This window comes from Pararhodobacter marinus (genome assembly GCF_003122215.1).
Lineage (GTDB): Bacteria > Pseudomonadota > Alphaproteobacteria > Rhodobacterales > Rhodobacteraceae > Pararhodobacter > Pararhodobacter marinus.
Genome location: NZ_QEYD01000001.1, coordinates 70,515 through 94,967, shown reverse-complemented (window position 1 = coordinate 94,967; position 24,453 = coordinate 70,515). Strand labels below are relative to the sequence as shown.

Genomic DNA, 24,453 nt, shown 5'->3' with positions numbered 1-24,453 from the left:
TCCGGTCCGGGAAGGGGTTTTTTCCCGCGGCAGGGGATGCTCAGTTAGGGGCTTGGGAATGCCGCATGGCGCGCGCCGTCTGACCGGCGCCGCGCAGGCGGCGACGGTGACAGAACGGACGGACCCATGAACCTGATGCAAGATTTCCGGCCCGGTGCCGAGCTTCCGGACGACAAGGACTGGTGGCGCGGCGCGGTGATCTACCAGATTTATCCGCGCAGCTTTCAGGATTCGAACGGCGACGGCATCGGCGATCTGGCAGGGATCATCCACCGGCTCGAGCATATCAAGCAGCTGGGCGTCGATGCGATCTGGATCTCGCCTTTCTTCCGCTCGCCGATGCTGGATTTCGGCTATGACATCTCGAATTACTGCGATGTCGAACCAATCTTCGGCAGTCTCGGCGATTTCGACGCCCTGATCTCGCGCGCGCATGATCTGGGGATCCGGGTGCTGATCGACCTCGTTCTCAGCCACACCTCGAACCAGCATCCGTGGTTCCAGGAAAGCCAGAACTCGCGCGATAATCACAAGAGCGACTGGTATGTCTGGGCCGATCCAAAGCCCGACGGCACGCCGCCCAACAACTGGCTGTCGATCTTCGGCGGCTCGGCCTGGGAATGGTCGGGCGACCGGATGCAGTATTTCCTGCACAATTTCCTCAAGGAACAGCCCGACCTGAACCTGCACAATCCCGAGGTGCAGGACGCGCTTCTGGGCATCGTGCGCTTCTGGCTGGAACGCGGGGTCGACGGGTTCCGGCTGGATACCGTCAACTTCTATTTCCACGACAGCCAGCTTCGCGACAACCCGGCGCTGGACCCCGCGCGGCGCAACGCGACCATCGCGCCCGAGGTCAATCCGTATAACTGGCAGGACCACCTCTATTCGAAGAACCAGCCCGAGAACCTGGCCTTCCTGAAGCGCCTGCGGTCGCTGATGGACGAATACGGCGCCACCACGCTGGTGGGCGAGATCGGCGACGGGCAATACGGCATGCAGCTTCAGGCCGCCTATACCGAGGGCGATGACAAGGTGCATATGTGCTACGCATTCGACCTGTTGTCAGGGAACGAGCCATCGGCCGAGTTCTTCGGCCAGGTGCTGCGCACCCATGAGCGCGAGATCGGCGATGGCTGGGCCTGCTGGGCGTTTTCGAACCACGATGTGACGCGCCACGCCTCGCGTTGGGCGCTGGGCGAGGAGCAGCGCGCGCTATTCGCGTCGATCCTGTTGTCGCTTCAGGGCAGCGTCTGCCTGTACCAGGGCGAAGAGCTGGGCCTGACTGAAGCCTATGTCGCCTTCGAGGATCTGCAGGATCCCTACGGCATCCGCTTCTGGCCCAAGTTCAAGGGCCGCGACGGGTGCCGAACGCCGATGCCGTGGACCAGCGACTATCCCCATGGCGGGTTCTCGTCGCATGAAAAGCCGTGGCTGCCGATGGCCGCCGAGCATCTGTCGAAAGCCGTCGCGGTGCAGGAGAACGACGACGAGAGCCTGCTGGCCTTCTACCGGCGCATGGTGGCTTTCCGCCACGCGCGGCCGGCTCTGGAACGCGGATCGCTGACCGTGGTGCGCGATTCGGACGGGGTTCTGGCCTTCCTGCGGGTTCAGGGCGACGAACGGCTGCTCTGCGCTTTCAACATGAGCGCCGAGCCGCGCGATTTTACCCTGCCCGAAGGCGATTGGGTCCCCGATCCCGAGGCGCCCTACAAGGCCGATCTCAGCCAGCCGATCGCGCCGTTCAGCGCGGTCTTCGCGCAGCAATCGGTCTGACGGAGGAAGCTGCCGCGCCGGCAAGGCACGGCAGACTGCCTGTGTCGTGAACGGGCGTCAGGGCCGCTCGATGGCGATCGCCGTGCCCTCGCCGCCGCCGATGCAGATCGCCGCGATCCCGCGCTTGAGCCCGCGATTTTCCAGCGCGTGCAGCAGCGTGACGATGATCCGCGCCCCCGAGGCGCCGATCGGGTGCCCCAGCGCGCAGGCACCGCCATTGACGTTCACCACGTCGCGCGGCAGGCCCATTTCGCGCATGAAGGCCATGGGAACGACCGCGAAGGCCTCGTTCACTTCCCACAGGTCCACATCCGACACGTTCCAGCCCAGCCGGTCGAGAAGCTTCTGCGCGGCCGGAACCGGCGCCGTGGTGAACCAGCCGGGGGCCTGCGCGTGGCTGGCATGGCCGCGAATGATCGCGCGGACCGGGGCGCCGCGCTCTTCCGCCGCGCGCCGGGACGACAGCACCAGCGCCGCCGCGCCGTCCGAGATGGACGAGGAATTGGCCGCCGTGACCGTGCCCTCGGCGCGGAAGGCAGGCTTCAGTGTCGGGATCTTTTCAGGACGCGCATTGCCGGGCTGCTCGTCGGCGCTGATCGTCTGCTCGCCCTTCCGGCCGTGGACCGTGACCGCGGTGATCTCGCCGTCGAAGGCGCCGTTGGCCTGAGCGTCCAGCGCGTTGGTAAGCGACGTCAGCGCGTAATCGTCCTGCGCCTCGCGGGTGAAGCGGTAATGCGCGGCGCAATCCTCGGCGAAGGTGCCCATCAGGCGCCCCCTGTCATAGGCGTCTTCGAGCCCGTCGAGGAACATGTGATCGATCACCTGCGCATGGCCGATCCGCGCGCCGCCGCGCATCTTGGGCAAGAGGTAAGGCGCTTCGGTCATGCTTTCCATGCCGCCCGCGATCATCACCCCTGTATGGCCGAGCGCGATCTGGTCATGCGCCATCATCGCGGCCTTCATCCCCGAGCCGCACATCTTGTTCAGCGTGGTCGCGGGCACGTTCTGGCCCAGCCCGGCATGGAACCCCGCCTGCCGCGCGGGGGCCTGGCCCTGACCGGCGGGCAGAACGCAGCCCATCAGCAATTCCTCGACCGCTTCGGGCGGGGTGCCCGCGCTTTCCAGCGCCGCCGCGATCGCCGCACCACCCAGTTCGGATGCCGTGACCCCGCTGAAAACGCCCTGGAAACCGCCCATCGGCGTGCGTGCGGCACCCGTGATGATGACGTCGCTCATGGCCTGCCCCCTTTCGCGTGAACCCTTTGGCAAGACTTAAGCCCTAGCGTGGGGCTCGGACAAGCCAAATGCGGGCCAGATGCGGGGGGCAAGTTGGACATCGCCACGTCACGCGCCGGAGACAGTCTTGTCGTCCGGGTGAACGACACCCGGATCGACGCCTCTGTCGCCATCGCCTTCAAGGAAGCGGTGCGCCGCGCGGCGGATGCCGCGGGCAATCCCGTCATCCTCGATCTGGGCCGGGTGCGCTTTATCGACAGCAGTGGGCTGGGCGCGGTGGTCGCCGTGATGAAACTCCTGGCCCCGGACCGAAAGCTGGAACTGGCCGCGCTGACTCCTCCGGTCGACAAGGTCTTTCGCCTGACCCGCATGGACAGCGTCTTTACCATCCATCCGCAGCCGCCGGGCGATCTGCAGGCGACCGCGTGATATGGCGGGACGGGTGGCCGGGTCTGGGGGTTGGGGCGGGTCCGGGGGGCCTGTACGCCCGACCCGGCGGCAACCGGTCCATCCCTTCGACACGGCGTTCTCCGGCGCGACGCTGTTTCACCGGCGCTTCGTCGCCCGCGATGAAACCACGCGGCATGTGCTGCAGGATCTGATTGCCTGTCTGGGCCAGGCGGATGTCCCGCCCAAGGCCATCGCCAATGCCGAGCTGATCCTGGCCGAAATCCTGAACAACGTGGTCGAACACGCCTATGCGGGACGCGCCGGCCTGATCGAGCTTTGGCTCAGCGCCAAGACCGACGGGCTGGTCTGCAACATCGCCGACCAGGGCCAACCCTTTCCCGGCGGCGCGATGCCCAAAGCCGATCTGCCGCCTGTCTCGCCGCCCGACAACGTGCCCGAAGGGGGATTTGGCTGGCATATCATCCGCAGCCTTGCGGTCGGGCTGCATTATCGCCGCCGCGGTGACTGGAACCTGCTGACGCTCGAAGTGCCGCTCGGCTGATCGCGCGACCCGGCCGGGCCGTCAGTTCAGCTGAGCCTGAAGCGGATAATAGCCGTTCTCGAAATCGCCGAACAGCTCGGGCAGGTCGGGATGATCGACGGGTTCGCCGGTATCGTCGGGTTCGAGGTTCTGCTCGGACACGTAGGCGACGTAATAGCTGTTCTCGTTCTCGGCCAGCAGGTGGTAGAACGGCTGGTCCTTGCTGGGACGGCTGTCTTCGGGAATCGCGTCATACCATTCCTCGGTATTGGCGAACATCGCATCCACATCGAACACGACGCCCCGGAACGGATGTTTCCGGTGCCTGACGATCTGACCCAGTCCGAATTTGGCGTGTGATTTCAGCATAAGCGTGGTCCCTTCACGCTGTTTCTAGCCCGAGTCGCGGCCCGGCGTCCATGGGGGCGACCAAGGGGGCGCAGAAACAGATTGTGAATCATGGCCCGACAAAGGCCCGTTTGTGGCAAAATTGCGGCAATCCGGTCGGCGCCGCTGCATCCTGGCCCCCTGTCGACGCGCGTCCCGGGACGAATCCGGCTCGGATCCTGACCGGGAAGTGATTTCAAATCTGCGAGAAATCGGCTAAAACGGAAAAAAACACAAGAAAACCGACCGAGGCAGATCATGAGCAGACTTCCCCGCCTTCTGGCGGCGGCCGCCCTGTTGGCCGCACTCGCGTCCTGCGGCGGGCGCAGTTACGACCCCCCCCGGAATCTCGACGATGCCTGTGCCCTGGCCGCCGAACGTCCGGCCTATCTGAGGGCGATGCGCGCGACCGAGCGGGAATGGAACGTCCCCGTTCCCGTGCAGATGGCGATCATCCACGCCGAAAGCCGCTTTCGCGGCGACGCCCGCACTCCGCATCGCTATGCGCTGGGCGTCATCCCGCTGGGCCGGCAGAGTTCGGCCTATGGCTACAGTCAGGCGCTGGACGGCACATGGGAGGAATACCAGCAGGTTACCCGCAACCATCGCGGCGAGCGCGACGATATTCGCGACGCGACCGATTTCATCGGCTGGTATGCCTCGACCGCGCTGGCGCAGAACGGGATCCAGCCGACCGATGCGCGCAACCTTTACCTGGCCTATCACGAAGGCAATGCCGGCTTCCGGCGGGGCAGCTATCGCAATCAGGACTGGCTGATCGGCGTTGCCAACCGGGTCGGCGAACGCGCGATCATGTATGATATCCAGCTGATGGCCTGCGGCCGGCGCTGAATCTCACGGTTCCGGGGCCGTCAGCGGTTGCTGCGCAGGCCCCGGCGCTGCATTTCCAGGTCGATGCTGAACAGCATGGCGCCCAGCGACACGCCGGTCCGCAGCGTGCCCAGGATGACCGTGGTTTCGCGCCCGGTATCGTCCGTGACCACCCATTGCCGCAGCTCGGTCGGGTCGGCGCTGAACACCAGCCGGATCGAGCCGTATTCCGGATGCTGGGGGTCCTGCGCGACAACCACCGTTGTCGGACCGTCGGCGTAATGCTCGACCACCATGCGTTCGCGCGACAGGTTGACCGTATCGTCAAGGATCAGGTTCAGCGGCGTCCGGCTGAGCGGATAGCTGGACGGCTCGGTATTCGAACGGGCGTCGAAGATGTTCACCGAGCCCCCGGCAGCCAGCACCAGCGAGCGGTCGGGCGCGTCGTATTCGAAGCGCACGCGGCCGGGCCGGTGGATCATCAGCCGCCCGGTCGAGATCGACCCGTCCGGGTTCACCTGCGTGAAATCGGCCTGCGCGGTGCGGAAGCTGTTGAAATAGCGCGAAATCTCGTCCAGCGAGATCGGCGCGTTCTGCGCCACCCCAAGCGTCGGAGGCAGCGCGGCGAGGGCGGCAGCGCCCATGGAAGCAAGAAGAGTGCGGCGTTTCATGCGCTCTAGATAACCTCTTGTGCGGCGTTCTCCAGCACCCAAATTCCTCACGGCGCTACACAAGCGCGCGACACGGTCGCAACATTCGCGGGCGCGCCGGCAGAAGGCGCAACGCAAAAGGCCCGCGCCGGAGAGCGCGGGCCTTTCACACTGCCAGACCTTGGGTTTACGAGGGCGCCTTGGTCTTGCGGATATAGGGCAGCGGAATGTCGAGCTGACCGAATTTCGCCTTCGCATCGTCGGTCGACACCGACAGCGCGACGATCACGTCATCGCCCGGTTTCCAGTTCGCGGGGGTCGCGAAGGGCTGGGCGTCGGTCTGACGGATGGCGTCGAGCGCGCGCAGGATCTCGTCGAAGTTGCGGCCCACCGACATCGGATAGATCAGCATCAGGCGGATCTTCTTGTCCGGGCCGATGATGAAGGTGGTGCGCACGGTGGCGGTGTCGTTGGGCGTGCGACCGTCGGGCAGGTAAGCCTCGGCGGGCAGCATGTCGTAAAGCTTGGCGATCTTCAGGTCGCCATCGGCGATGATCGGGAAGTCCGGCGCGGCACCGCCATAGGTCTTCACGTCATCCATCCATTTCTTGTGGTCCTCGACCCCGTCGATCGAGATGCCGGCAAGCTTGGCGTTCCGCTTGGCGAACTCACCGGCCAGATTGGCGGCGGCCGAGAATTCGGTGGTGCAGACGGGGGTGAAATCCTTGGGGTGGCTGAACAGGATCGTGTAGCTGTCGCCGATATAATCGTGCCAGTTCAGCGTGCCCTGCGTGGTTTCAGCCGTGAAGTCGGGGGCGATATCGTTGATGCGAAGGCTCATGGTCTCTTCCCGTTTCAGAATGCTCAAGGGGCAGATAAGGCCCGTATCCGGGTAAAGAAAGGCCCTCGGTGGCTTTTCTTTGCCCCGCTATAGTCCGTTGCGCGGCAACGGCGCCGGGTCAACGGAAAAGTCGTCTCTGCCCGCGTGGGGCGACCGTTTACCATTCATTAACGCGGATGGCGCGAAGTGGTGGGATGTCGCGTTGTCTCGTGCCCGTCCTCTGTGTGCTGTTGCTGCTGGCCTCGTCCCGGGCGCTTCTGGCCGGACCATGGCCGCAACCGCGCGGCGGATGGTTCTTGTCGACGACCGCCACCCTGGTGCCGGATTTCGGGCTGCATCCGGTGCGAACCGAGCAATATGTCGAATACGGCCTGCGGCCTCGTCTGACGCTCGCGGGCGGGTTCGAACTGTCCTCGCGGCTGGAACGGCTTGACCTGTTCGTTCGCTGGCACCCGCGGGACCTGCCCTGGGGGATGGCGTGGGGCCTGACCGGCGGGCTGCGGTACACGCCGAATTACTACATCACAACCCGTGCGGTTCTGGGGCTGGATATCGGGCGCGGCTGGGATCTGTACGGCGGCAATGCCTGGATACGCGGCGGGGTTCGGCTGCTGTCGGGCACGGGCTTTTACGGCACCGAACTCGACACCGATCTGACCCTGCAGACCGGCTGGCGGTCGGGGCGGTTCATGGGGATCGCGGGGATCACGCTTTACCGCAACCGCTGGGGCGGGTTGACGCGGTTGCGCCCGGCTCTTGGCGTGACCTTCGGCACCCTGACCCTGGTGGCCGAGGCGGTTGTTCCTCCGGGCGGCGAGGTCGAGGCGCTGCGCATCGGCCTGTGGAGCGATTTCTGAGCGCAGGCGGCGCGCGACACGCAGCGCTCTTGCTCTTGCCCGGAGCGGATGACACTTTACCGGCAAAATTCCGGGAGAAGCAGCAATGCTCGACAAACGCAAATTCTACATCAACGGACAATGGGTCGATCCGATCGATGGCCGCGATCTTGACGTCATCGACCCGTCGACCGAGGAAGCCTGCGCGGTGATCTCGCTGGGGGGCAAGGCCGACAGCGACGCCGCGGTCGCCGCCGCGCGCGCCGCGCTGCCGGGCTTCATGGAAACCCCGCCGGCCGAGCGCAAGGCGCTGGTCGAGAAGATCCTCGAGGTCTACACCCGCCGCAACGACGAGATGGGCGAAGCGATCAGCCTTGAGATGGGCGCGCCCATCGATATGGCCAAGACCAGCCAGTCGGGCAGCGGGACCTGGCATATCCAGAACTTCCTGCGCGCCTTCGACCAGATCGAATTCGAGGCCCCGCTCAGCGAAAAGGCGCCCGAAGACCGGATCATCAAGGAAGCGGTCGGCGTCTGCGCGCTGATCACGCCGTGGAACTGGCCGATGAACCAGGTCACGCTGAAGGTGATCCCGGCGCTTCTGGCGGGCTGCACCATGGTGCTGAAACCCTCGGAAATCGCGCCGCTTTCGTCGCTTCTGTTTGCCGAGATCCTCGATGAAGCGGGCGTGCCGCCGGGGGTGTTCAACCTGGTGAACGGCGACGGGCCGGGCGTGGGCACCGACCTGTCGGGGCATCCCGATGTAGACATGGTCAGCTTCACCGGCTCGACCCGCGCGGGCATCGCCATCTCGAAGAACGCGGCCGAGACGCTCAAGCACATCCATCTGGAACTGGGGGGCAAGGGCGCCAACATCATCTTCGCCGATGCCGACGAAAAGGCCGTGGTGCGCGGCGCGCGGCATTGCTTCAACAATACCGGCCAGTCGTGCAACGCGCCCACCCGGATGCTGGTCGAGCGTTCGATCTACGATCAGGCGGTCGAGATCGCGGCTGCGACCGCCGAAAAGACCAGGGTCGGCTCGGCGCATGAGCCGGGCAACCATATCGGCCCGGCGGTGAGCCAGGTGCAGTTCGACAAGATCCAGGACCTGATCCAGAAAGGCATCGACGAAGGCGCGCGGCTGGTCGCGGGCGGCCCGGGCCGTCCCGAAGGCGTCAATCGCGGCTATTTCGTGCGCCCCACGGTCTTTGCCGACGTCAACAACGACATGACCATCGCGCGCGAGGAAATCTTCGGCCCGGTGCTGTCGATCATCCCCTTCGAGGACGAGGCCGACGCGCTGCGGATCGCCAATGACACGCCCTATGGCCTGACCAACTACGTCCAGTCGCAGGACGGCGCCAAGCGCAACCGCGTCGCGCGCCGCCTGCGCTCGGGCATGGTCGAGATGAACGGCAAGTCGCGCGGGCGCGGCTCGCCTTTCGGCGGCATGAAAGCCTCGGGGCGCGGGCGCGAAGGCGGCGTCTGGGGGATCGAGGACTTTCTCGAGGTCAAGGCGGTCTCGGGCTGGTCGCCTGACGATGCGTAAGCGCATCCTTGCGCTGGCGGCGGCACTGGCGCTTGCCGCCCCGGCGGCTTTCGCCTGGACCGAGCCGCCGCGCGGCTCGGCGCTCAGGGCCGATCTGATGGATGCGGCCCGGCCGCTGGCCGAACGGGTGCTGGGGGCGCCGATCGAATTCGTGGTGCACGACCTGCGGGTCGAGGGCGACGTGGCCTTCGCCGCGCTGGTCGCCCAGCGCCCGGGAGGGGCCCCCATCGACATGCTGGCGACCCCGGGCTACCGCCGGGGCGAGATCGATCCGCAATTCATGGACGGCTCGACCCTGCAGGTTCTCTACCGACGCTCGGGCCGCCAATGGGTGGCGGTCGAGCATGCCATCGGCGCCACCGATGCCTGGTACGCCGACCCCGTCTTCTGCCCGATCTGGGCGCCTGTCCTGCCCGGGGATTTCTGCCCCGGGTCCCCGCCGATGAAATGAGACCGGAGTAACCGCCGTGGCTTATGCCTATGATCCCGAAAACATCTTCGCCAAGATCCTGCGCGGCGAGATTCCCTGCAACAAGGTGATGGAAACCGAGCATTCGCTGGCCTTCCAGGATATCCGCCCGCAGGCGCCGCAGCATGTGCTGGTGATCCCGAAGGGGCCCTATGTCACCTTCGATCATTTCGGTCTGGAAGCGTCGGATGCCGAGAAGGCGGATTTCGTCACGCTGATCGGCAAGGTCTGCGCCGAACTGGAAGTCCAGCCGGGCGAGGGCGGCGCGGGCTACCGGACGATTTCGAATGCCGGCGAGGACGGCGTGCAGGAGGTGCCGCATCTGCATGTGCATATCCTGGCAGGCCGGATGCTGGGCCGCATGGTCCAACCGGCGGATTGACGAAACGGGGGAGGGGGGCTGTCTGCCCCCCTCTTTGCCTGGCGGCAAATTCACCCCCCGAGGATATTTGCGGCGTAAAGATGGGAAGGGGAATGGCGCGGATCGAGGCTTGCATCTTCGATGCCTATGGCACGCTCTTCGACGTGGGCGCGGCGGCGCGGATCGCGGCGGGCGAGCCCGGGGCGGAAGGCTGGGCGGCAACCTGGCCGCAGATCGCCGCGGACTGGCGGCGCAAGCAGCTGGAATACAGCTGGCTGCGCGCGGTGGCGGGGCATCATTGCGATTTCTGGCAGGTGACGCAGGACGGGCTGGACTGGGCGCTTGAGGCGGCAGGGCTGGCCGATCCGGCCCTGCGCGCGCGGCTTCTGGCGCTGTATTGGGAGCTTGCCGCCTTTCCCGAAGTGCCCGGGATGCTGCAGGCGCTGCGCGTGCGCGGCATGCGGCTGGGGATCCTGTCGAACGGTTCGCCCGGGATGCTGCGGGGCGCGGTCGATTCCGCCGGACTGCGGGGCGTGTTCGAATGCCTGCTCTCGGTCGAGAGCGCCGGCGTCTTCAAGCCGCATGCGCGGGTCTACGACCTGGTGGGCGAGGCGCTGGGGCTGGCGCCCGGACAGGTGCTGTTCGTCAGTTCGAATGGCTGGGATGCCTGCGCGGCGGCGGCCTACGGGTTCCGCACCGTCTGGGTGAACCGCGATGGCGCGCCGATGGACCGGCTGTTCGGCTCGCCCGGCCATGTGCTGGGCGATCTGGGCGGGTTGCCCGCGCTTGTCGACGGTGCTTAACGCGTGAAATTGGGAGTGGTCGCGCCGCTTCGCGCCGACTAGGCTGCGCGGATGACCGAGATCCTCGATTCCCGCTATTCATGGACCCGCCTTGCCCTGACGCTGGCCATCGCCACGGTCGGCAATGTCGGCATGTGGTCGATCATCGCGCTTCTGCCGTCGGTTCAGGCCGAGTTCGGCGGCGGGCGCGGCGCCGCGTCGATCCCCTACGCGATGACGATGGCGGGGTTCGCGGCGGGCAATCTTGTCTGGGGGCGGGCGCTCGATCGGTTCGGGGTGAGCCGGGCGCTGTCGGGCGCGGCGCTGCTCTCGGCGCTTGGCTATGTGCTGGCCGCGCTCAGCCCGTCGATCGTGCTTTTGTCGGCGGCGCAATTGCTGATCGGACTGGGTACGGCGGTGTTCTTCGGTCCGCTTCTGGCCGATGTGTCGCTCTGGTTCCGGCGGCGGCGCGGGATCGCCGTGGCGATCGCCGCGAGCGGCAATTACCTGGCCGGCGCGATCTGGCCCTGGGCACTGAGCGGCGTGCTGCAAGAGCAGGGCTGGCGCGGCGTGTGCCTGGTGCTGGCGGCGCTGGTGCCGGTGGCGGTGATCCCCGCCGCGCAATGGTTGCGCCGCGCGGTGCCCGCCGACAGCCTGACCCCGGCCGCGCAGGCGACGGGGCTGGTCCCGCGCCGGGTGCCGTGGTCGCCGCGCGCGCTGATGTGGATCCTGGGCGTGGCGGGGATCGGCTGCTGCGTGGCGATGTCGATGCCGCAGGTGCATATCGTCGCCTTCTGCGTCGATCTGGGCTACGGGCCCGCCGTGGGCGCCGAGATGCTGAGCGTCGTGTTGCTGGGCGGCACCGTCTCGCGGCTGGTTTCGGGGTTCATCACCGACCGGCTGGGCGGCATCCCGACGCTGCTGATCGGTTCGCTTGGGCAGATGATCGGGCTGATCCTGTACCTGCCGTTCGACGGGCTGGCCTCGCTTTACGTCGTCAGCCTGATCTTCGGGCTCAGCCAGGGCGGCATCGTGCCCGCCTATGCGATCATCGTGCGCGAATACATGCCTGCGCGCGAGGCGGGCGCCCGGGTCGGGTTCGTGATCATGGCGACCATTCTGGGCATGGCGCTGGGCGGCTGGTTGTCGGGCTGGATCTATGACGTGAGCGGGTCGTACCGGATGGCGTTTCTCAACGGCATTGCCTGGAACCTGCTGAACATCGCGATCATGGTGACGATCCTGCTGCGCAGCGGTCCGAAGCGGCCCGAAAAGCTGGTCGCGGCCTGAGGTCGCGGCCTGAGCGGGAAGCGCAGGAATATGGGGCGACACCAGGTGCCGCCCCGCAAGATCAAGACAGAAATCATTGAATGCCGCCAGCCTAGCGCCGCGCGGGGGCCAGACAACTGTGACAAGTGACAGGTCAGGCCGGAAGAAGGTGGCGCCCGACGGCGATGGCGATGGCCTCGGCGCGGGACCGGGCGGCAAGCTTCTTCCGCGCGTTTTCGAAATGGAAGCGGACGGTGCGGATGCTGATATCGGTAGCCTCGGCGATCCCGGCATCGGTCAGGCCCTGCCGCGCGAGGATGAGTATCTCGGTTTCGCGCTTGCTGAGGCGGATTTCCGGGTCGATCCGCGCGGCGGCGGACAATTCGCGCAGCCGGTCATGCGCGTGCTCGGCCATGAAGTGCAATCGCGCGCGGGTTTCCGGGTCGGGATCGGGACCGGCGCCGACAAGGCAGGCGATGCCCTTATAGCCCTGCGCCCGGTAGATCGGCACGATCAGGGCATGGGGCAGTCCCAGCCCGGCGGCAAAATCCAGCACTTCCAGCTCTTCGGGCGAGGGCTGAAACCCCATGCGGCCCATCCGCAGATCGGTGATGGTGAACGGGCGACCGGCGCCGGCGATGGCGCGCAATGTCGGGTCGCGTTCGCCGAATTGACGGTCGAAATAGGTCTTCTGCCAGGTCTGCGGCCAGTTCGTCACAAGGAAATCCGCGGGATAGGGCGCATCCGGATGGGGCAGGGCGCCGATCGCGTAGACGGTGAAACCAAGGGGCTCCATATGCGAGACAAGCTCACCGCAGGCAGCGGCGACGCTGGGGGCCCTGGCCAGTCTTTCGGGGAACTGGAAGAGGTCCGGCACGGGGGCTGAGGCTCCTGACACTGACAAAAAAACGGCGGCGATCCGGGGGCGGAGGCGCCGGGTTCACGGGCATTGCGGCGCGCGCCGCACTGGTGTTTGGTTATCCGCAGGGAGATTCCGATGCCGCATGATCATGACAATCATCTCGATCCGATGGAAGCCCGCGTTCGGGCGCTTGAAACGATCCTGACGCAAAAAGGCCTGATCGACCCCGAAGCGGTCGACGCCATCGTCGAGACCTATGCCAGCCAGGTCGGGCCGCAGAACGGCGCCGCGGTCGTTGCGCGGGCCTGGAGCGACGCAGAGTTTGCCGAGTGGCTGGCGCGCGATGCGACGGCGGCGGTGGCGTCGATGGGCTTCGCGGGCCGCCAGGGCGAGCATTTGCAGGCCGTGTTCAACACGCCCCATCAGCACAATGCCGTCGTCTGCACCTTGTGCTCGTGCTACCCGTGGACGTTGCTGGGCCTGCCGCCGGTCTGGTACAAATCGCCCGCCTACCGGGCGCGCATGGTCTCGCATCCGCGCGCGGTGCTGGCCGAGTTCGGCACGATCCTGCCCGAAACCACGCGCATCCGCGTCTGGGATTCGACGGCCGAGCTTCGCTACCTGGTCGTGCCGATGCGGCCCGAGGGCAGCGAGGGCCTGGCGCCCGAGGCTCTGGCGGCGCTGGTGACGCGCGAAAGCATGATCGGCACCGGCCTGCCGAAGGTCCCGGCATGAACGGGCCGCAGGATCTGGGCGGACGCGACGGGTTCGGTGCGGTCCGGCCTGAGCCGGACGAGCCGCTTTTCCATGCCGGTTGGGAGGCCCGCGCGCTGGGAATCACGTTGGCGGCGGGGGCGTTGGGGCACTGGACGCTGGATGAAAGCCGCCACGCCCGTGAAAGCCTGCCGCCGGCAATTTACTATAATTCGAGCTATTACGAAATATGGATCCGGGCCTTGGAAGAGCTGTTGACGCGGCATGATCTGCTGAGCGCCGAGGAGCTGGCAAAAGGCGAGGCGCAGGCCCGCACGCCGCATCCCCGGCGGCTGGATCCCGCGCGCGTTCCGGCGGTTCTGGCCAAGGGCGGGCCGACCGACCGCCCCCTGTCATCCGCGCCGCGCTTCGCCCCGGGCGAGCGGGTGCGCACCCGTTTGCAGGCGCGGGCGGGCCATACCCGTTTGCCCAGCTACCTCGCCGGACGTCCCGGCGTGATCGAGGCCGATCATGGCGGACATGTCTTTCCCGACACCAACGCCCATGGCGGGGGTGAGCAGCCGCAGCGATTGTACACGGTGGTTTTCGAGGGCCGCGACCTGTGGGGCGAGGATGCCGAACCCGGCAGCACGGTGAGCGCCGATCTGTGGGAGAGTTATCTTGAGCGCGTCTGATCCTGTCGATTTCCGTGCGGATGCCTCGTTTGACGCTCCGTTCGATGCGCCGTGGCAGGCGCAGCTTTTCGGGCTGACGGTTGCGCTTTCCGAAGCGGGGCTGTTCGGCTGGCCCGACTGGACCCGCGCGCTGGGGGCAGAGATTGCGCAGGGAACGCCGTATTGGCAGGCCTGGTTGCGCGCGTTCGAATCCCTCCTGTCCGAGCGGGGCATTGCGCTTCCCGGTGACATTGCCCTTCTGGCCGCCCGCTGGCAGGACGCCGCGCACGCCACGCCGCACGGGCAGCCGATCCGGCTGGAAAACGCGGCCCGCTGACGATCCGCTGTCCTGTTCAGAATCCCGTTTCCGTGTTAAGGGCCGATCATGTCCGCAAACCCTCTGGCCCCTCATGCAGCCGGCCCATCGACCGGAATTGCCACGCTTGGCGTGATCCTGGCCTCGGTCGGATTCGGGATCGTGCCGCTCTTTGCCCGCAGCCTGACCGAAGCGGGCATGGCCCCGCATGCCGTGGCCATGTACCGGTATCTTCTGGCCAGCGTCGTGCTGGCGCCCGTGGTCTGGCGCTGGCGGCACCATGCGCGGGTAATGGTCTGGGGACTGATGGTCGGGGCCGCGATCGGGCTGGGCTGGGTTGCCTATGTGCGCGCGGTCGAGGTCGCGCCGGTATCGACCGTGGGCGTCCTTTACATGACCTATCCCGCCTTCACGCTGGTCTTTGCCTGGGCGCTGTTCGGCGAGCGGCCGTCCTGGCGGGCGGTGATCGGGGCGGGCGTGATCCTCTTGGCCGCGGTGCTGGTGACGACGCCCGGCGCGGTCGCGGTCGAGCATGTTCCGGCGCTGTTGTTATCGCTGGCCGCGCCCGCCGGGTTCGGGTTCGGTATCTCGGTGCTGGTCCACCGGATGACGCCGATCCCGGCGCTGGCGCGGATCGGCATCGTCTCGGCCGGGTCGATGCTGGGGCTGATGCCGCTTCTGCTCAGCACGCCCGCGACGGCGCTGATGCCGGTCGACAGCGCGGGCTGGATGATGGTGGTGGGCGTGGGGCTGGCCACGGCCCTGGTGCCGCAACTGCTTTATACCGTGTGCTCGCCGATTATCGGCACGGCCCGGACGGCCATCGCCGGCAGTATCGAATTGCCGGTCATGTTCGCCATCGGCTGGTTGGCTTTCGGCGAGGGGCTGCGCCCGGTGCAGATCGTCGCCTGCGCGATGGTTCTGGGGGCGATCCTGCTGACGCCGGCTCGCCAGCCGCGCTCGATCGCGGCCGACCGCCAGGACGCAGCGCCCGGCGGTTAGGGCCGGTGCATGACCTCGACGCCCAGAATGGTGGGCAGGTGACGCGCGATCTCGGTCCAGCTTTCGCCGTCATCGGTCGAGGCAAAGACACTGCCTGAATTGGTGCCGAAATAGATCCCGGCCTTCGGCGCCCGGTCGGTGGCCATCGCCTGCCGGAGAACCGTGAAGAACGCGTTGTCGGGCAGGCCGTCGCGCAGGGGCTGCCAGGCTTCGCCCGCATTGGTCGAGCGCCAGACCGTCGCCTTGCCCTCAAGCGGGGTGCGCCCGCCCCATTCCGAAAGCGGCAGGACATACAGCGTGTCGGGATCAGTGGGGTGGGCGGCGACCGGGAAGCCGAAGGTCGAGGGCAGGCCCTCGGATATGTCGTCCCACGACCGGCCTTCATCGCGCGAGCGGAAGACGCCCTGATGGTTCTGCATGAACAGCGTCCCGCCCCCCGCGCCGCGCGCGATGTTGTGGACGCAAAACCCGATCTCTTGTCCGCATTCCCCCGTCACCGGGTCGGGCGTCGTGGCCTGGTTGGTCCGCCGGTTGCGCCGTTCCCATGTCTTGCCGCGATCCTCGCTGGCGAAGACTCCGGCGGCCGAAATCGCCACCATCAGCTTGTCGCCGTCGCCCAGGATCGTGTGCAGCACCAGCCCCGCGCCACCCGGCTCCCATCCTTCGGCCGAGGGGTGGTTCGACAGACCGTCGACCCGCTCCCATGTGTCGCCCTCATCATGGCTGGCGTATAGCGCGGCGGGGCGGGCCCCGGCATAGAGCGTGTCGCCCAGCCTGGTGATCACCCACAGCGCGTCGAGCTGGCCCTTGAAAGGCGCGTCGGGATCGGGGCCCCGGCCCAGCATCTTGCGAAAGTTCTCGTCCGCGGCGAGGTACTCGTCCAGCTTGCCGTTGGACAGCTGGCTCTTCGTCCAGTTCGCGCCATGGTCATCCGAGCGGAACACGCCGACCCCCTGCCATTCGCCGCCCGCCGCCGCCCAGATCCGGCCCGTCGCCGGGTCGCCGGTGGCGTGGTTGACGGGCCAGCCGTCGCAGAACGGGCCGCTCAGCGTCCAGTCCCGCCGCGCGCCGTCGCTGTCCAGAAGAAACAGACCCTTGCTTGTGCCGATCAGTACCGTGACGCTTTCAGCCATCGATTCCTCCGCTCGCTTGCCGCAAGGGTAACACGGAAACATACCGGATGGTCTGTTTTTTTATCCCTCGTTTTTCGGGGTTTCGTGTACGGGCTCTCGTATCCGGGCATAGGCCCGTCGGACCGCAGCGGTCATGCGGGTTGACTCGCCGGGTCGCAGTCGCAAGATGAAAGGCGATTCATGTTTCAGGAGCGCCGATGCCGGATCCCGCCCCCCGCCGCCTGTCATCGCCCAAGCCCCGGACCCGGCGGGGGCAGGATACTCGCGCGGCGATCCTGCGCGCCGCAGAAACGGTGATCGGCGAGGTCGGCTTTGCCGCCGCCTCGATCGCCGATATCACCCGCGCCGCCGGAATCGCGCAGGGCACCTTCTACATCTATTTCCAGTCGAAGGACGAAGTATTCCGCGAGCTGGTGGTCGAGATGGGCCGCCTGACGCGCGCCTTCCTGACCGAGGCCGTGGCCGACGCCCCTGACCGCCTGACCGCGGAACGCCGGGGGCTTCGCGCCTTCCTGGCCTTCGTGGCCGAGCGGCCCGCGCTGTACAACATCGTCATGGAGGCCCGGTTCGTCGCACCTGACGCCTATCGCGACTATTACCAGACCTTCGCGCGTGGCTATGCGCAGAACCTCGCCGCCGCGATGCAGGAAGCCGAGATCCGCGCGGGCGATGTCGAAACGCGGGCTTGGGCGCTGATGGGAATGGCGATTACGCTGGGCGAACGATTCGCCATCTGGGACAAGACGAAGGATCTGGATCAAGTGGTCGAGGATGTGTTCGACATGCTGGAACGCGGGCTGAAACCATGACAGGCGCCGTCGCGGCTAGCCGCTTTCGCCCGGTCTTCGGGGGCAGCTGAATGGGCCGTCTTCCCGACCTTGCCGCGCGCCGCGCGCAGCTTGCGCCCGAAGCGACGGCGTTCATCGACCACGAGACCGGCAGGCACTGGACCTTCGCGCAAGTCGATCAAGCCGCCGCGCGGCTGGGGGCTGCGTTGCTGAACAAGGTTGCAGCGGGCGCGCGGGTGGGTCTGCTCAGCCTCAACCGGCCCGAGGTGTTCATCGCCCTTTTCGCCTGTCAGAAAGCCGGCCTGATCCTTGCGCCGTTGAACTGGCGTCAGCCTGTGGCCGAACTGGGGCCGGTCGTGGCCAGTATCGATTGCACGCTGATCCTGCATGACGACGATTTCGCGCCGACCGCCCATGCGCTGGGCCTGCCCTGTCTGCCGCTCGACATCCCCGGGGACGGACCCGCGCTGGCCCCGGCCGAGATCGACGAAACCGCGCCGTGGTACGTGCTGTTCACCTCGGGGACGACGGGCAATCCGAAGGCCGTGATCCAGACCGCCCGCATGGTGGTGGCGAATGCCATGAACATCGCGCAATGCATGCGCCTGACGTCAGAGGATCGGACGCTCAATTACCTGCCGCTTTTCCATACCGGCGGGATCAACCTGTTTACCATGCCACTTTTCCTGTGGGGTGGTTGCACGACCGTGTTGCGCAAATTCGACGCGCCCGATCTGGTCGCGTTGATCGGACAAGGGGCGGTGACGCAGTTTTTCGGCGTGCCGGCGATCTACCAGGCGCTGATGGCGATGGACCTGTCGGGTGTGGATCTGGGATTGCTCCGGGGCTGGGCCTGCGGCGGCGCGGCGCTGCCCGAAGCGACAATCCAGCATTTCGCCGAGCGCGGCGCGCTGATCTGCAACGGCTTCGGCATGACCGAAACGGGGCCCACGGGCTTTCTTCTGGACCGCGATGCCGTGCTGCGAAAGATCGGATCGGTCGGCAAGCCGCAATTCATGACCGAGGCACGGCTCGATGGCGTCCCCGACGGTGAGCCCGGCACCGGCGAGATCCAGCTTCGCGGGCCGACGGTGACGCCCGGCTACCTGGATAACCCCGAGGCCACGCGCGCGGCCTTCACCGCCGATGGCTGGCTCAGATCCGGGGATGTCGCCACGCGCGATGACGAGGGATTTTACCGCATCGTCGACCGTATCAAGGACATGTACATCTCGGGCGGCGAGAACGTGTATCCCGCCGAGGTCGAAAAGGTGCTGATCACCCATCCCGACATTCTGGACGCGGCGGTGATCGGTGTTCCCGATACCCGATGGGGCGAGACCGGCGTGGCGTTTCTCATCGCGCGGAACGGGTCTCTGCCGGGGCCACAGGATCTGTCGGACTGGCTGCGCCAGCGGCTTGCGGGCTACAAACTGCCCCGCGCTTTCCACGCGGTGGACGATTTCCCGCGCACCGCCGCCGGCAAGATCCGCAAAACGGAATTGCGAAAGCTGCTGGCGTGATGCGCGAAGAATGGACACCGACGCAGGCCCAGTTCGACGCCTTCGCCCGGGTCTCGGGCGATACGAACCCGATCCATGTCGACCCGGACTTTTGCCGCGAGACGCCCTTCGCGCGTCCGGTCAGCCACGGGATGCTGATCTATGCCCGGCTCTGGCACATGCTGGCCCGCGCGCGGCCCGGCGCGCGTCACAGGATGCAGGAGATGATGTTTCCCAACCCTGCCTATGCGGACGAGGCGCTGGTGCTCGAGATCCGGGACGAGGGCGGCGCGATCAGCGTCAGGGCGGCGCGCAAGGCGGATGGGGCGGTCTGCCTGCAGGGCCGGGCGGTGCTGGAATGAAGCCGGGCGAACACGCCGAAACCCGGCGCCTGTTCACGCGCGCGGATCTGGCGGCTTTCGCCGCACTGACGGATGGCGAGGGGGCCACCCAACCGGGTGACAGCGTGCCCGAGCCGCTGATCGGCGCCCTGTTTTCCTACCTGCTGGGCGTCGAGCTGCCTGGGTCGGGGACGAATTACCTCAAGCAAAGCCTGCATTTCCACGCGCAGGCGCCGCTCGATACATGGCTTTCCGCCCGGGTCGAGGTCACGCGCATCCGCCCCGAGAAGCGGCTCGTCGATCTGGCCACCACCTGTCAACTGCCGGATGGGACGCTGATCTGCGAGGGGCGGGCGCTGGTGCTGGCACCGGAAGCTTGAAGCGGGCGGGTCGGATCGGGCTCAGCCCAGCAATTCGCGGATCGCGCTGTGAAAGATCGCGACGCCCTGCGCGATCAGGGTATCGGGGAAATCGTAGGTCTGCGTATGCAAGGCGGGATGGTCGCGCCCCGCGCCCAGTAGCAGCATCGCGGATTTCGACACCGCGCCGAACCGGCCGAAATCCTCGGACGCGCGCATCGGCAGGTCGCCGGGTTCGTGCGCGATGCCGTTCGCGTCCAGCGCGCGGGCCAGCACCGCGGTGGCGTCGGGATCGTTGCGGCAGGCGCCGAAATGGTCATGGATCTCGAAATCCACGCCCAGCCCCGCCGCAGCGGCCTCGTCCCGCGCAAGGGTCTTCGCCTGCTCCAGCAGGGTTTCCAGATCCTCGTCGCCCAGACCGCGCAATGTCACCCACAGCTCGGCCTCGCCGGGGGCGATGCCGAAAGCGGGCTCGCCCATGCGCAGATGGGTGATCGTCGTCAGGCGGAAACCGGGCCCCATCGCGCCGCCCGGTCCCATGGTGCGCAGCCCGTCGATCAAGCGGGGCAGCGCCCCCGTCGGGGCCCTGCCGTCTTCGGGCATCGAGGCATGGGCGGTCGCGCCCGACAGCCGGATCGTCAGCCCCGCCGACGCGCAGTTCATCGGACCCGGCGCAAGCCAGGCATGGCCCAGCGCGATGCCGGGCATGTTGTGCAGGCTCAGCGACCAGTCGGGGGTGAGCGCGGTGAATTTCGGGTCGTTCATCACCGCCCTGGCGCCGGACCCGTCTTCCTCGGCCGGCTGGAACAGCAGGACGACGCGCCCGTGCGCGGGCGGGTTCCGCGCCAGCAGCCGGGCCAGCCCCAGCAGGATCGTCGAATGCCCGTCATGCCCGCAGAGATGCGCGACGCCCGGGGTTTCGCTGGCATGGGGAATTTGGCCCAGCTCCAGGATCGGCAACGCGTCCAGCTCCGACCGGATCATCACCGTGGGGCCGGGCTGTCCGCTGTCGTAGAGCGCCGCGACGCCGTGCCCCCCCACCCCGGTGACCACGGCATCGGGCGCGGGCAGGAAGGATGCGACACGGGCGGCGGTTTCCCGTTCCCTGCCAGACACTTCGGGCTGCCGGTGCAGCGCGTGGCGGAACCCGGTCAGGTCGACGATATCGGCATTGGTCAGCATTCCGCGCGGTCCAGATCTTTCGAGCATTCGCGAATAAGATGAAGCGCCCGGTCTTCGTCATCCAGTTCATGGGCAAGCGCCAGCGCAAGCTTGGCAAGGTACAGGGGCGCAGTTTCGGCGCCGACGGTGTCGAGCGTGGTCGCCAGGGCGTCGTAGAGGGGTTCGGCGCGGCTCATGAATGGTCCAGTATCCGGGTCATGTGGTCAAGGATGGCGCGGGGATCGGGCCGCGTCCAGTGCGCGGCGACATGCAGATCCGGGCGGATCAGATAGGTGCTGCCCTCGGGCGCGTCCCATGCCGAATGCGGCGGGAGGGACAGGCATGTCAGCAACGGATGGGAAATGTCGGGCGCGGGGCCGAAGCTCAGCAGCGTGAAGACCGGCCCCATGCGCTGGGACAGGAAGCCGTCATCCAGCCGCGCGTCCGGGATCATGGCGCCGGGCAGGGGGCCGGGCAGGGGCCCGGCGCGCCCGTCACCATCCGTCACCGGGGGCGCCGTCAGCGGGCTGTCCGCGTAGCGATAGGGTGCCATCTGCCGGGGATTGGCCAACTCCCCGGCCCAGGGATGGCGCAAGGCAAGCGAGAGGGCGGCGTCGCGCATCAGGCTCCAGCCGAAGCTGGGCGGCGTCATGAAGCGCGCGCTTTTCGAGGCATTGGCGAACACGTCCAGTGTCGCGCCGCGCCGCTCGGGCGTGTAGCTGTCCAGAAGCCCCTCGCCGGCCTCGCCCCGCAGGACCAGCGCCAGCTTCCAGCCGATATTCTGCGCGTCGGCCAGCCCGTTATTCAGCCCCCGCACGCCGAAGATCGGCACGATATGCGCGCTGTCGCCGATGAAGAACACGGGCCCCGCGCGGTAATCGTCCAGGGCCAGCGTGTTGGCGGAATAGACCGACCACCATTCCAGCTCCCAGGCGCCGGTCTCGCCGATCTCGTCCAGCACGCCGGCAACCGAGGCACGGACATTGTCTTCGCGCGTGGCTTCCTCGGCCGATTCCCCGGGCGCGAGCTGATAATCGATGCGCCAGATATTGTCGGGCTGGCGGTGGATCAGAACCGTGCCGCCGGGACGGCAGGCGGGATCGAACAGCGCCCGGCGGATCGTCGGGTAATCATGCGTCATGCGGATATCGGCGATGACGTAGCGGCCTTCGTAATTCTCGCCCTTCAGCCGCAGGCCCAGCATGCGCCGGATCGCCGAGCGCGCGCCGTCTGCCGCCAGAACCCAGCGCGCCGGCTGGGCGTAGGTCCCGTGCGGGTCCGTCAGGCCGAGCGTGGGACCCCCGGCCCGTGTGTCGATCCCGTCCAGCCGTGTCTGCCAGCGGGTTTCGATCAGCGGGGTCCGCGCGACGGCATCCCAGAGATACTGCTCGATGTATTGTTGCTGCAGGTTGTACATCGGGCGAAAGCGGTCGTCAGGGCCGTCGGGCATCTCGAATTCAAGGATCTGGCGGCCCCGGAAGAAACTGCGTCCGGTGGTCCAGGGCAGCGATTTCGACAGGAACGGGTCCAGCGCGCCGATCCGGTCGAGAATGTGGTAGCTGGCCCGCGCGATGCAGATCGCCCGGCTGCCGTCGTTGAAGCTGCTCTTGGCGTCGATCAGCAGACAGCGCTGGCCGTGACGCGCCAGTTCCAGCGCGGCGACCATGCCGACGGGACCGGCACCGACGATGGCAACGGGCACCTCCATGCCGCGCGGGGCGTCCGGCCCCGGGGCGTCGAAATGGGGATAGGTGAAATAGAGCGAGTCGTGCTCGTCCCGGCCTTCGGGCCTCATGCGCCTCTCCTGCGTTGCTGGCACGATAGGCTTCGCGATGCAAAGGCGGCTCTGCCGCCGGCGGAAGTCAGTTGCCCCCCGTCCTTGAAGGGGCGGCCCCTTTGACGGCCGCCTGCCCATCTCTTGAAGGCCGCTCGGGGGTCGGGTGGATGAGATTGCCCGGGATGAGGCGAAGGTGATGATCTACACCCGCGACAGGAGTCCATGCCCCCTGCCCCGCTGTTCCCTGACCGCCCCCTGCGCGATGCAGCTGAGCCTGACAGGCGATGCCGATCCACTGGCCCAATCTGACTTGCAAGATGCTGGCGCAGCGTCTCTTTGCCGTTCGCCCGGAGATCATCGTTGAAATCCCCGAGCCGCGGTTCCAGCACCCGGACGGCAATCCCGGCAGCACGGGCTCTGGCGCTCAACCTCTCTGCCGCTGCGCGCCCCGCCGGATCGCGGTCGATGGCGATGTAGAGGCGCTGGAGCCCCTCCGGCAGCAGGACTGCCCCGAGGTGACCCGATGAGAGCGCCGCCCAGACGGGAAGGCCAGCCACTGCCTCGACAAGGGACAGCATGGTCTCGATGCCCTCGCCGACCACTAGGATGTCGTCATGCGGGTTCAGCCTGTCGAGGAGGTGACTCATGGCACGCCGCTGCGTCTCGACCCGTGCCTTCCCCTGACCGTCAGGCGCGAGCCAAGTGCGATGCACGCCTTGGCACAGGCCCGCTCCATCGGTGACCGCTGCGATCAGCGCCGGTCTGGGGAGGCTCCGGGTCTGGCCCTCATCCCGATGCCAGCACTTCGCGTGGAAGCGCAGGGCGCTCATCTCGCCGCCATGGGTCAGGCCGCGGGAGCGGAGGTAGGTATCGGCAAGCGTGCATGCAACCGGCACCGAGGCTGCAAACAGACGCGCCGCCGCCGCCGGTGTACCACCGGGGGCCTTGGACTTCCTTGGCACTGGCGCATCCGGGACGACCGACTGCGGACGACCCAGATGCGCCCGGGCCTCGGCCAAAAGATCGGGAAAGCGGAAGATCCCGGTCCGCTCGCGGATGATGTCGAGAAGATCGTCATGCTCGCCCGTGGCGCCGTCCGTGAACTTGCCGGCCGCGCCTGGCCCGGAAGCAGGCCCGGTCAGGCGCACGAAGAGTGATCGGCCGCGGTTGTTCTGCAGATCGCCCACTATCCAGTAGGATCCTTCCCGCCGCCGGGCGGGAAGGTAATGGCGACACACGCTCTCGGCACTCTCCGCCAGTGCGCGGATCAGATCTTCGGTCCCGGAATACATGGCTCAGCACCCTCCTCGTGCATGTAGTCCCGTCACAGGACAACGTGCAAGCAAGCGATCTAGCACTTTGACCCCGCTCGCATCTGTCGGGCAGAAGAGGCGCAGCTTCCAGCTATTGATCTCCGAGAAGAAGCCATCGGCCTTGAGCCGGTCCTTCGCCGTCGTCCACCGCCAGATCAGCGCGGCGAAGGACCTCGGGCAACCAACCGCTGCCCTTGAGAAGCCGCTCGGCCTCCGTTGCCATCTCTCCCTTCTTCAGATGGTCGAGCCGTTGCGCAGTCCCCTCCCCCTTCGCCTCGCGCACAGCCTCGAGGATCCGGGGCTTGGGCACGCGGTTGGTCGCCGCCCCGGCCGCGACCTATGCGTCCGAGATCACCGCGATCCTGACCCGCACCGGGTTCAGCGCGAATGTCGCCCTCTATCTGCGGGAATTCGCCGCCCTGCCCGAACGGCTGGGCAGCGGGCGGTTCCTCGCCATCGCGCCCGGCGGCTATGGCGAGATGCTGGCGCGGGCGGGCAGGGCGCGGGTGCTGACGGTGCCGCTGGGCTCGGCGGGTTCGCCCGTGACGATGCTGTGAAACAAGCGGGCCGAGGCGGACCCCGGCCTGCGCTGGTTTCGCGACCGGGTGAGC

General features: G+C 67.2%; 29 protein-coding genes and 1 pseudogene. 19 read left to right on the top strand and 11 right to left on the bottom strand.

Annotated features, from left to right (window positions below):
• Positions 1–126: 126 nt before the first annotated feature.
• Positions 127–1,776 (top strand): alpha-glucosidase family protein, encoded by a 1,650-nt coding sequence (locus C4N9_RS00500; RefSeq protein WP_109531335.1) that lies wholly within the window; start codon positions 127–129, stop codon positions 1,774–1,776.
• Between the two features lie 57 nt (positions 1,777–1,833).
• Here the strand turns inward: C4N9_RS00500 and C4N9_RS00495 are convergent, their stop codons facing one another.
• A complete protein-coding gene (locus C4N9_RS00495; protein WP_109531334.1) occupies positions 1,834–3,012 on the bottom strand; it encodes a thiolase family protein in 1,179 nt (392 codons plus the stop codon).
• 93 nt (positions 3,013–3,105) lie between these two features.
• Here C4N9_RS00495 and C4N9_RS00490 point away from each other — a divergent pair, with 93 nt between their 5' ends.
• Positions 3,106–3,441: an STAS domain-containing protein gene (locus tag C4N9_RS00490; protein ID WP_109531333.1), complete on the top strand. Its 336-nt coding sequence runs from the start codon at positions 3,106–3,108 to the stop codon at positions 3,439–3,441.
• A 1-nt stretch (position 3,442) separates the two neighbouring features.
• Positions 3,443–3,964, top strand: a complete 522-nt coding sequence (locus C4N9_RS00485) for an ATP-binding protein (RefSeq protein WP_109531332.1) — start codon at positions 3,443–3,445, stop codon at positions 3,962–3,964.
• Between the two features lie 21 nt (positions 3,965–3,985).
• Here the strand turns inward: C4N9_RS00485 and hspQ are convergent, their stop codons facing one another.
• Entirely contained in the window at positions 3,986–4,312 is a 327-nt protein-coding gene (hspQ, locus tag C4N9_RS00480) for a heat shock protein HspQ (protein WP_109531331.1), read from the bottom strand.
• Between the two features lie 276 nt (positions 4,313–4,588).
• Between hspQ and C4N9_RS00475 the strand changes: the two genes are divergently transcribed.
• Positions 4,589–5,182, top strand: coding sequence for a transglycosylase SLT domain-containing protein (locus tag C4N9_RS00475; RefSeq protein WP_109531330.1), 594 nt, complete (start codon positions 4,589–4,591; stop codon positions 5,180–5,182).
• A gap of 20 nt (positions 5,183–5,202) precedes the next feature.
• Here C4N9_RS00475 and C4N9_RS00470 read toward each other — a convergent pair whose 3' ends face one another.
• Together C4N9_RS00470 and C4N9_RS00465 are read right to left on the bottom strand one after the other, a co-directional pair.
• Positions 5,203–5,832, bottom strand: a complete 630-nt coding sequence (locus C4N9_RS00470; protein ID WP_109531329.1) for a LolA family protein — start codon at positions 5,830–5,832, stop codon at positions 5,203–5,205.
• Between the two features lie 166 nt (positions 5,833–5,998).
• Entirely contained in the window at positions 5,999–6,652 is a 654-nt protein-coding gene (locus C4N9_RS00465; protein ID WP_109531328.1) for a peroxiredoxin, read from the bottom strand.
• 209 nt (positions 6,653–6,861) lie between these two features.
• Between C4N9_RS00465 and C4N9_RS00460 the strand changes: the two genes are divergently transcribed.
• The 6 genes from C4N9_RS00460 (at position 6,862) to C4N9_RS00435 (ending at position 11,942) form a co-directional block, all read left to right on the top strand.
• Positions 6,862–7,509, top strand: coding sequence for a hypothetical protein (locus C4N9_RS00460; RefSeq protein WP_168192073.1), 648 nt, complete (start codon positions 6,862–6,864; stop codon positions 7,507–7,509).
• Between the two features lie 85 nt (positions 7,510–7,594).
• Positions 7,595–9,040 carry an aldehyde dehydrogenase family protein gene (locus tag C4N9_RS00455; protein WP_109531326.1) on the top strand — a complete coding sequence of 482 codons (1,446 nt, stop codon included), beginning with the start codon at positions 7,595–7,597 and terminating at the stop codon, positions 9,038–9,040.
• Positions 9,033–9,491, top strand: coding sequence for a hypothetical protein (locus C4N9_RS00450; RefSeq protein WP_109531325.1), 459 nt, complete (start codon positions 9,033–9,035; stop codon positions 9,489–9,491). The genes C4N9_RS00455 and C4N9_RS00450 overlap by 8 nt, the downstream gene beginning before the upstream one ends.
• A gap of 16 nt (positions 9,492–9,507) precedes the next feature.
• Entirely contained in the window at positions 9,508–9,891 is a 384-nt protein-coding gene (locus C4N9_RS00445; RefSeq protein ID WP_109531324.1) for an HIT domain-containing protein, read from the top strand.
• 92 nt (positions 9,892–9,983) lie between these two features.
• On the top strand, positions 9,984–10,673 hold the full coding sequence (locus C4N9_RS00440; protein ID WP_109531323.1) for a haloacid dehalogenase type II: 690 nt from the start codon (positions 9,984–9,986) through the stop codon (positions 10,671–10,673).
• A 51-nt stretch (positions 10,674–10,724) separates the two neighbouring features.
• Positions 10,725–11,942, top strand: coding sequence for an MFS transporter (locus C4N9_RS00435; RefSeq protein ID WP_109531322.1), 1,218 nt, complete (start codon positions 10,725–10,727; stop codon positions 11,940–11,942).
• Between the two features lie 133 nt (positions 11,943–12,075).
• Here C4N9_RS00435 and C4N9_RS00430 read toward each other — a convergent pair whose 3' ends face one another.
• Positions 12,076–12,798, bottom strand: coding sequence for a helix-turn-helix transcriptional regulator (locus C4N9_RS00430; protein ID WP_109531321.1), 723 nt, complete (start codon positions 12,796–12,798; stop codon positions 12,076–12,078).
• A gap of 120 nt (positions 12,799–12,918) precedes the next feature.
• Here C4N9_RS00430 and nthA point away from each other — a divergent pair, with 120 nt between their 5' ends.
• From nthA to C4N9_RS00410, 4 genes are read left to right on the top strand one after another with little or no spacing between them, the layout of a single operon-like run.
• Positions 12,919–13,518: a nitrile hydratase subunit alpha gene (nthA, locus tag C4N9_RS00425; RefSeq protein WP_109531320.1), complete on the top strand. Its 600-nt coding sequence runs from the start codon at positions 12,919–12,921 to the stop codon at positions 13,516–13,518.
• The gene (gene nthB, locus C4N9_RS00420; protein WP_109531319.1) at positions 13,515–14,171 is read left to right on the top strand and encodes a nitrile hydratase subunit beta; all 657 of its coding nucleotides are present in this window, start codon (positions 13,515–13,517) and stop codon (positions 14,169–14,171) included. The genes nthA and nthB overlap by 4 nt, the downstream gene beginning before the upstream one ends.
• Entirely contained in the window at positions 14,158–14,487 is a 330-nt protein-coding gene (locus C4N9_RS00415; RefSeq protein ID WP_109531318.1) for a nitrile hydratase accessory protein, read from the top strand. The genes nthB and C4N9_RS00415 overlap by 14 nt, the downstream gene beginning before the upstream one ends.
• Before the next feature lie 48 nt (positions 14,488–14,535).
• The gene (locus C4N9_RS00410) at positions 14,536–15,468 is read left to right on the top strand and encodes a DMT family transporter (RefSeq protein WP_109531317.1); all 933 of its coding nucleotides are present in this window, start codon (positions 14,536–14,538) and stop codon (positions 15,466–15,468) included.
• On the opposite strand, the gene C4N9_RS00405 is transcribed toward C4N9_RS00410, so the two are convergent.
• The gene (locus tag C4N9_RS00405; RefSeq protein ID WP_109531316.1) at positions 15,465–16,601 is read right to left on the bottom strand and encodes a WD40/YVTN/BNR-like repeat-containing protein; all 1,137 of its coding nucleotides are present in this window, start codon (positions 16,599–16,601) and stop codon (positions 15,465–15,467) included. The genes C4N9_RS00410 and C4N9_RS00405 overlap by 4 nt on opposite strands.
• A 197-nt stretch (positions 16,602–16,798) precedes the next feature.
• On the opposite strand from C4N9_RS00405, the gene C4N9_RS00400 reads away from it, so the two are divergent.
• From C4N9_RS00400 to C4N9_RS00385, 4 genes are read left to right on the top strand one after another with little or no spacing between them, the layout of a single operon-like run.
• A complete protein-coding gene (locus C4N9_RS00400; protein WP_109531315.1) occupies positions 16,799–17,410 on the top strand; it encodes a TetR/AcrR family transcriptional regulator in 612 nt (203 codons plus the stop codon).
• Between the two features lie 50 nt (positions 17,411–17,460).
• Positions 17,461–18,912: a class I adenylate-forming enzyme family protein gene (locus C4N9_RS00395; RefSeq protein WP_109531314.1), complete on the top strand. Its 1,452-nt coding sequence runs from the start codon at positions 17,461–17,463 to the stop codon at positions 18,910–18,912.
• Positions 18,912–19,253 carry a MaoC family dehydratase gene (locus C4N9_RS00390; protein ID WP_109531313.1) on the top strand — a complete coding sequence of 114 codons (342 nt, stop codon included), beginning with the start codon at positions 18,912–18,914 and terminating at the stop codon, positions 19,251–19,253. Before C4N9_RS00395 ends, C4N9_RS00390 begins: the two co-directional genes overlap by 1 nt.
• Positions 19,250–19,612, top strand: coding sequence for a hotdog family protein (locus tag C4N9_RS00385; RefSeq protein WP_109531312.1), 363 nt, complete (start codon positions 19,250–19,252; stop codon positions 19,610–19,612). The genes C4N9_RS00390 and C4N9_RS00385 overlap by 4 nt, the downstream gene beginning before the upstream one ends.
• 21 nt (positions 19,613–19,633) lie before the next feature.
• Here the strand turns inward: C4N9_RS00385 and C4N9_RS00380 are convergent, their stop codons facing one another.
• The 5 genes and pseudogenes from C4N9_RS00380 to C4N9_RS22195 all read right to left on the bottom strand — a co-directional run.
• Positions 19,634–20,773 (bottom strand): amidohydrolase, encoded by a 1,140-nt coding sequence (locus C4N9_RS00380; protein ID WP_109531311.1) that lies wholly within the window; start codon positions 20,771–20,773, stop codon positions 19,634–19,636.
• A complete protein-coding gene (locus C4N9_RS00375) occupies positions 20,767–20,949 on the bottom strand; it encodes a hypothetical protein (protein WP_109531310.1) in 183 nt (60 codons plus the stop codon). The genes C4N9_RS00380 and C4N9_RS00375 overlap by 7 nt, the downstream gene beginning before the upstream one ends.
• Entirely contained in the window at positions 20,946–22,547 is a 1,602-nt protein-coding gene (locus tag C4N9_RS00370) for an FAD-dependent monooxygenase (RefSeq protein WP_109531309.1), read from the bottom strand. The genes C4N9_RS00375 and C4N9_RS00370 overlap by 4 nt, the downstream gene beginning before the upstream one ends.
• Positions 22,544–23,821 carry a DUF7146 domain-containing protein gene (locus C4N9_RS00365; protein WP_245902409.1) on the bottom strand — a complete coding sequence of 426 codons (1,278 nt, stop codon included), beginning with the start codon at positions 23,819–23,821 and terminating at the stop codon, positions 22,544–22,546. The genes C4N9_RS00370 and C4N9_RS00365 overlap by 4 nt, the downstream gene beginning before the upstream one ends.
• Positions 23,822–23,933: 112 nt before the next feature.
• Positions 23,934–24,158: pseudogene (locus tag C4N9_RS22195) on the bottom strand (DNA-binding protein); the annotation flags it as partial.
• On the opposite strand from C4N9_RS22195, the gene C4N9_RS00355 reads away from it, so the two are divergent.
• Positions 24,145–24,399, top strand: a complete 255-nt coding sequence (locus tag C4N9_RS00355; protein ID WP_109531308.1) for a type 2 periplasmic-binding domain-containing protein — start codon at positions 24,145–24,147, stop codon at positions 24,397–24,399. The pseudogene C4N9_RS22195 and the gene C4N9_RS00355 overlap by 14 nt on opposite strands.
• Positions 24,400–24,453 lie beyond the last annotated feature (54 nt).

Coding starts and splice junctions, on each gene's coding strand:
- C4N9_RS00455 (WP_109531326.1), top strand. CDS start 7,595: ATGCTCGACAAACGCAAATTCTACATCAACGGACAATGGGTCGATCCG.
- hspQ (WP_109531331.1), bottom strand. CDS start 4,312: ATGCTGAAATCACACGCCAAATTCGGACTGGGTCAGATCGTCAGGCAC.
- C4N9_RS00470 (WP_109531329.1), bottom strand. CDS start 5,832: ATGAAACGCCGCACTCTTCTTGCTTCCATGGGCGCTGCCGCCCTCGCC.
- C4N9_RS00495 (WP_109531334.1), bottom strand. CDS start 3,012: ATGAGCGACGTCATCATCACGGGTGCCGCACGCACGCCGATGGGCGGT.
- C4N9_RS00450 (WP_109531325.1), top strand. CDS start 9,033: ATGCGTAAGCGCATCCTTGCGCTGGCGGCGGCACTGGCGCTTGCCGCC.
- C4N9_RS00410 (WP_109531317.1), top strand. CDS start 14,536: ATGTCCGCAAACCCTCTGGCCCCTCATGCAGCCGGCCCATCGACCGGA.
- C4N9_RS00390 (WP_109531313.1), top strand. CDS start 18,912: ATGCGCGAAGAATGGACACCGACGCAGGCCCAGTTCGACGCCTTCGCC.
- C4N9_RS00475 (WP_109531330.1), top strand. CDS start 4,589: ATGAGCAGACTTCCCCGCCTTCTGGCGGCGGCCGCCCTGTTGGCCGCA.
- C4N9_RS00465 (WP_109531328.1), bottom strand. CDS start 6,652: ATGAGCCTTCGCATCAACGATATCGCCCCCGACTTCACGGCTGAAACC.
- C4N9_RS00435 (WP_109531322.1), top strand. CDS start 10,725: ATGACCGAGATCCTCGATTCCCGCTATTCATGGACCCGCCTTGCCCTG.
- C4N9_RS00385 (WP_109531312.1), top strand. CDS start 19,250: ATGAAGCCGGGCGAACACGCCGAAACCCGGCGCCTGTTCACGCGCGCG.
- C4N9_RS00375 (WP_109531310.1), bottom strand. CDS start 20,949: ATGAGCCGCGCCGAACCCCTCTACGACGCCCTGGCGACCACGCTCGAC.
- C4N9_RS00380 (WP_109531311.1), bottom strand. CDS start 20,773: ATGCTGACCAATGCCGATATCGTCGACCTGACCGGGTTCCGCCACGCG.
- C4N9_RS00485 (WP_109531332.1), top strand. CDS start 3,443: ATGGCGGGACGGGTGGCCGGGTCTGGGGGTTGGGGCGGGTCCGGGGGG.
- C4N9_RS00400 (WP_109531315.1), top strand. CDS start 16,799: ATGCCGGATCCCGCCCCCCGCCGCCTGTCATCGCCCAAGCCCCGGACC.
- C4N9_RS00500 (WP_109531335.1), top strand. CDS start 127: ATGAACCTGATGCAAGATTTCCGGCCCGGTGCCGAGCTTCCGGACGAC.
- C4N9_RS00395 (WP_109531314.1), top strand. CDS start 17,461: ATGGGCCGTCTTCCCGACCTTGCCGCGCGCCGCGCGCAGCTTGCGCCC.
- nthA (WP_109531320.1), top strand. CDS start 12,919: ATGCCGCATGATCATGACAATCATCTCGATCCGATGGAAGCCCGCGTT.
- C4N9_RS00370 (WP_109531309.1), bottom strand. CDS start 22,547: ATGAGGCCCGAAGGCCGGGACGAGCACGACTCGCTCTATTTCACCTAT.
- nthB (WP_109531319.1), top strand. CDS start 13,515: ATGAACGGGCCGCAGGATCTGGGCGGACGCGACGGGTTCGGTGCGGTC.
- C4N9_RS00405 (WP_109531316.1), bottom strand. CDS start 16,601: ATGGCTGAAAGCGTCACGGTACTGATCGGCACAAGCAAGGGTCTGTTT.
- C4N9_RS00440 (WP_109531323.1), top strand. CDS start 9,984: ATGGCGCGGATCGAGGCTTGCATCTTCGATGCCTATGGCACGCTCTTC.
- C4N9_RS00365 (WP_245902409.1), bottom strand. CDS start 23,821: ATGTATTCCGGGACCGAAGATCTGATCCGCGCACTGGCGGAGAGTGCC.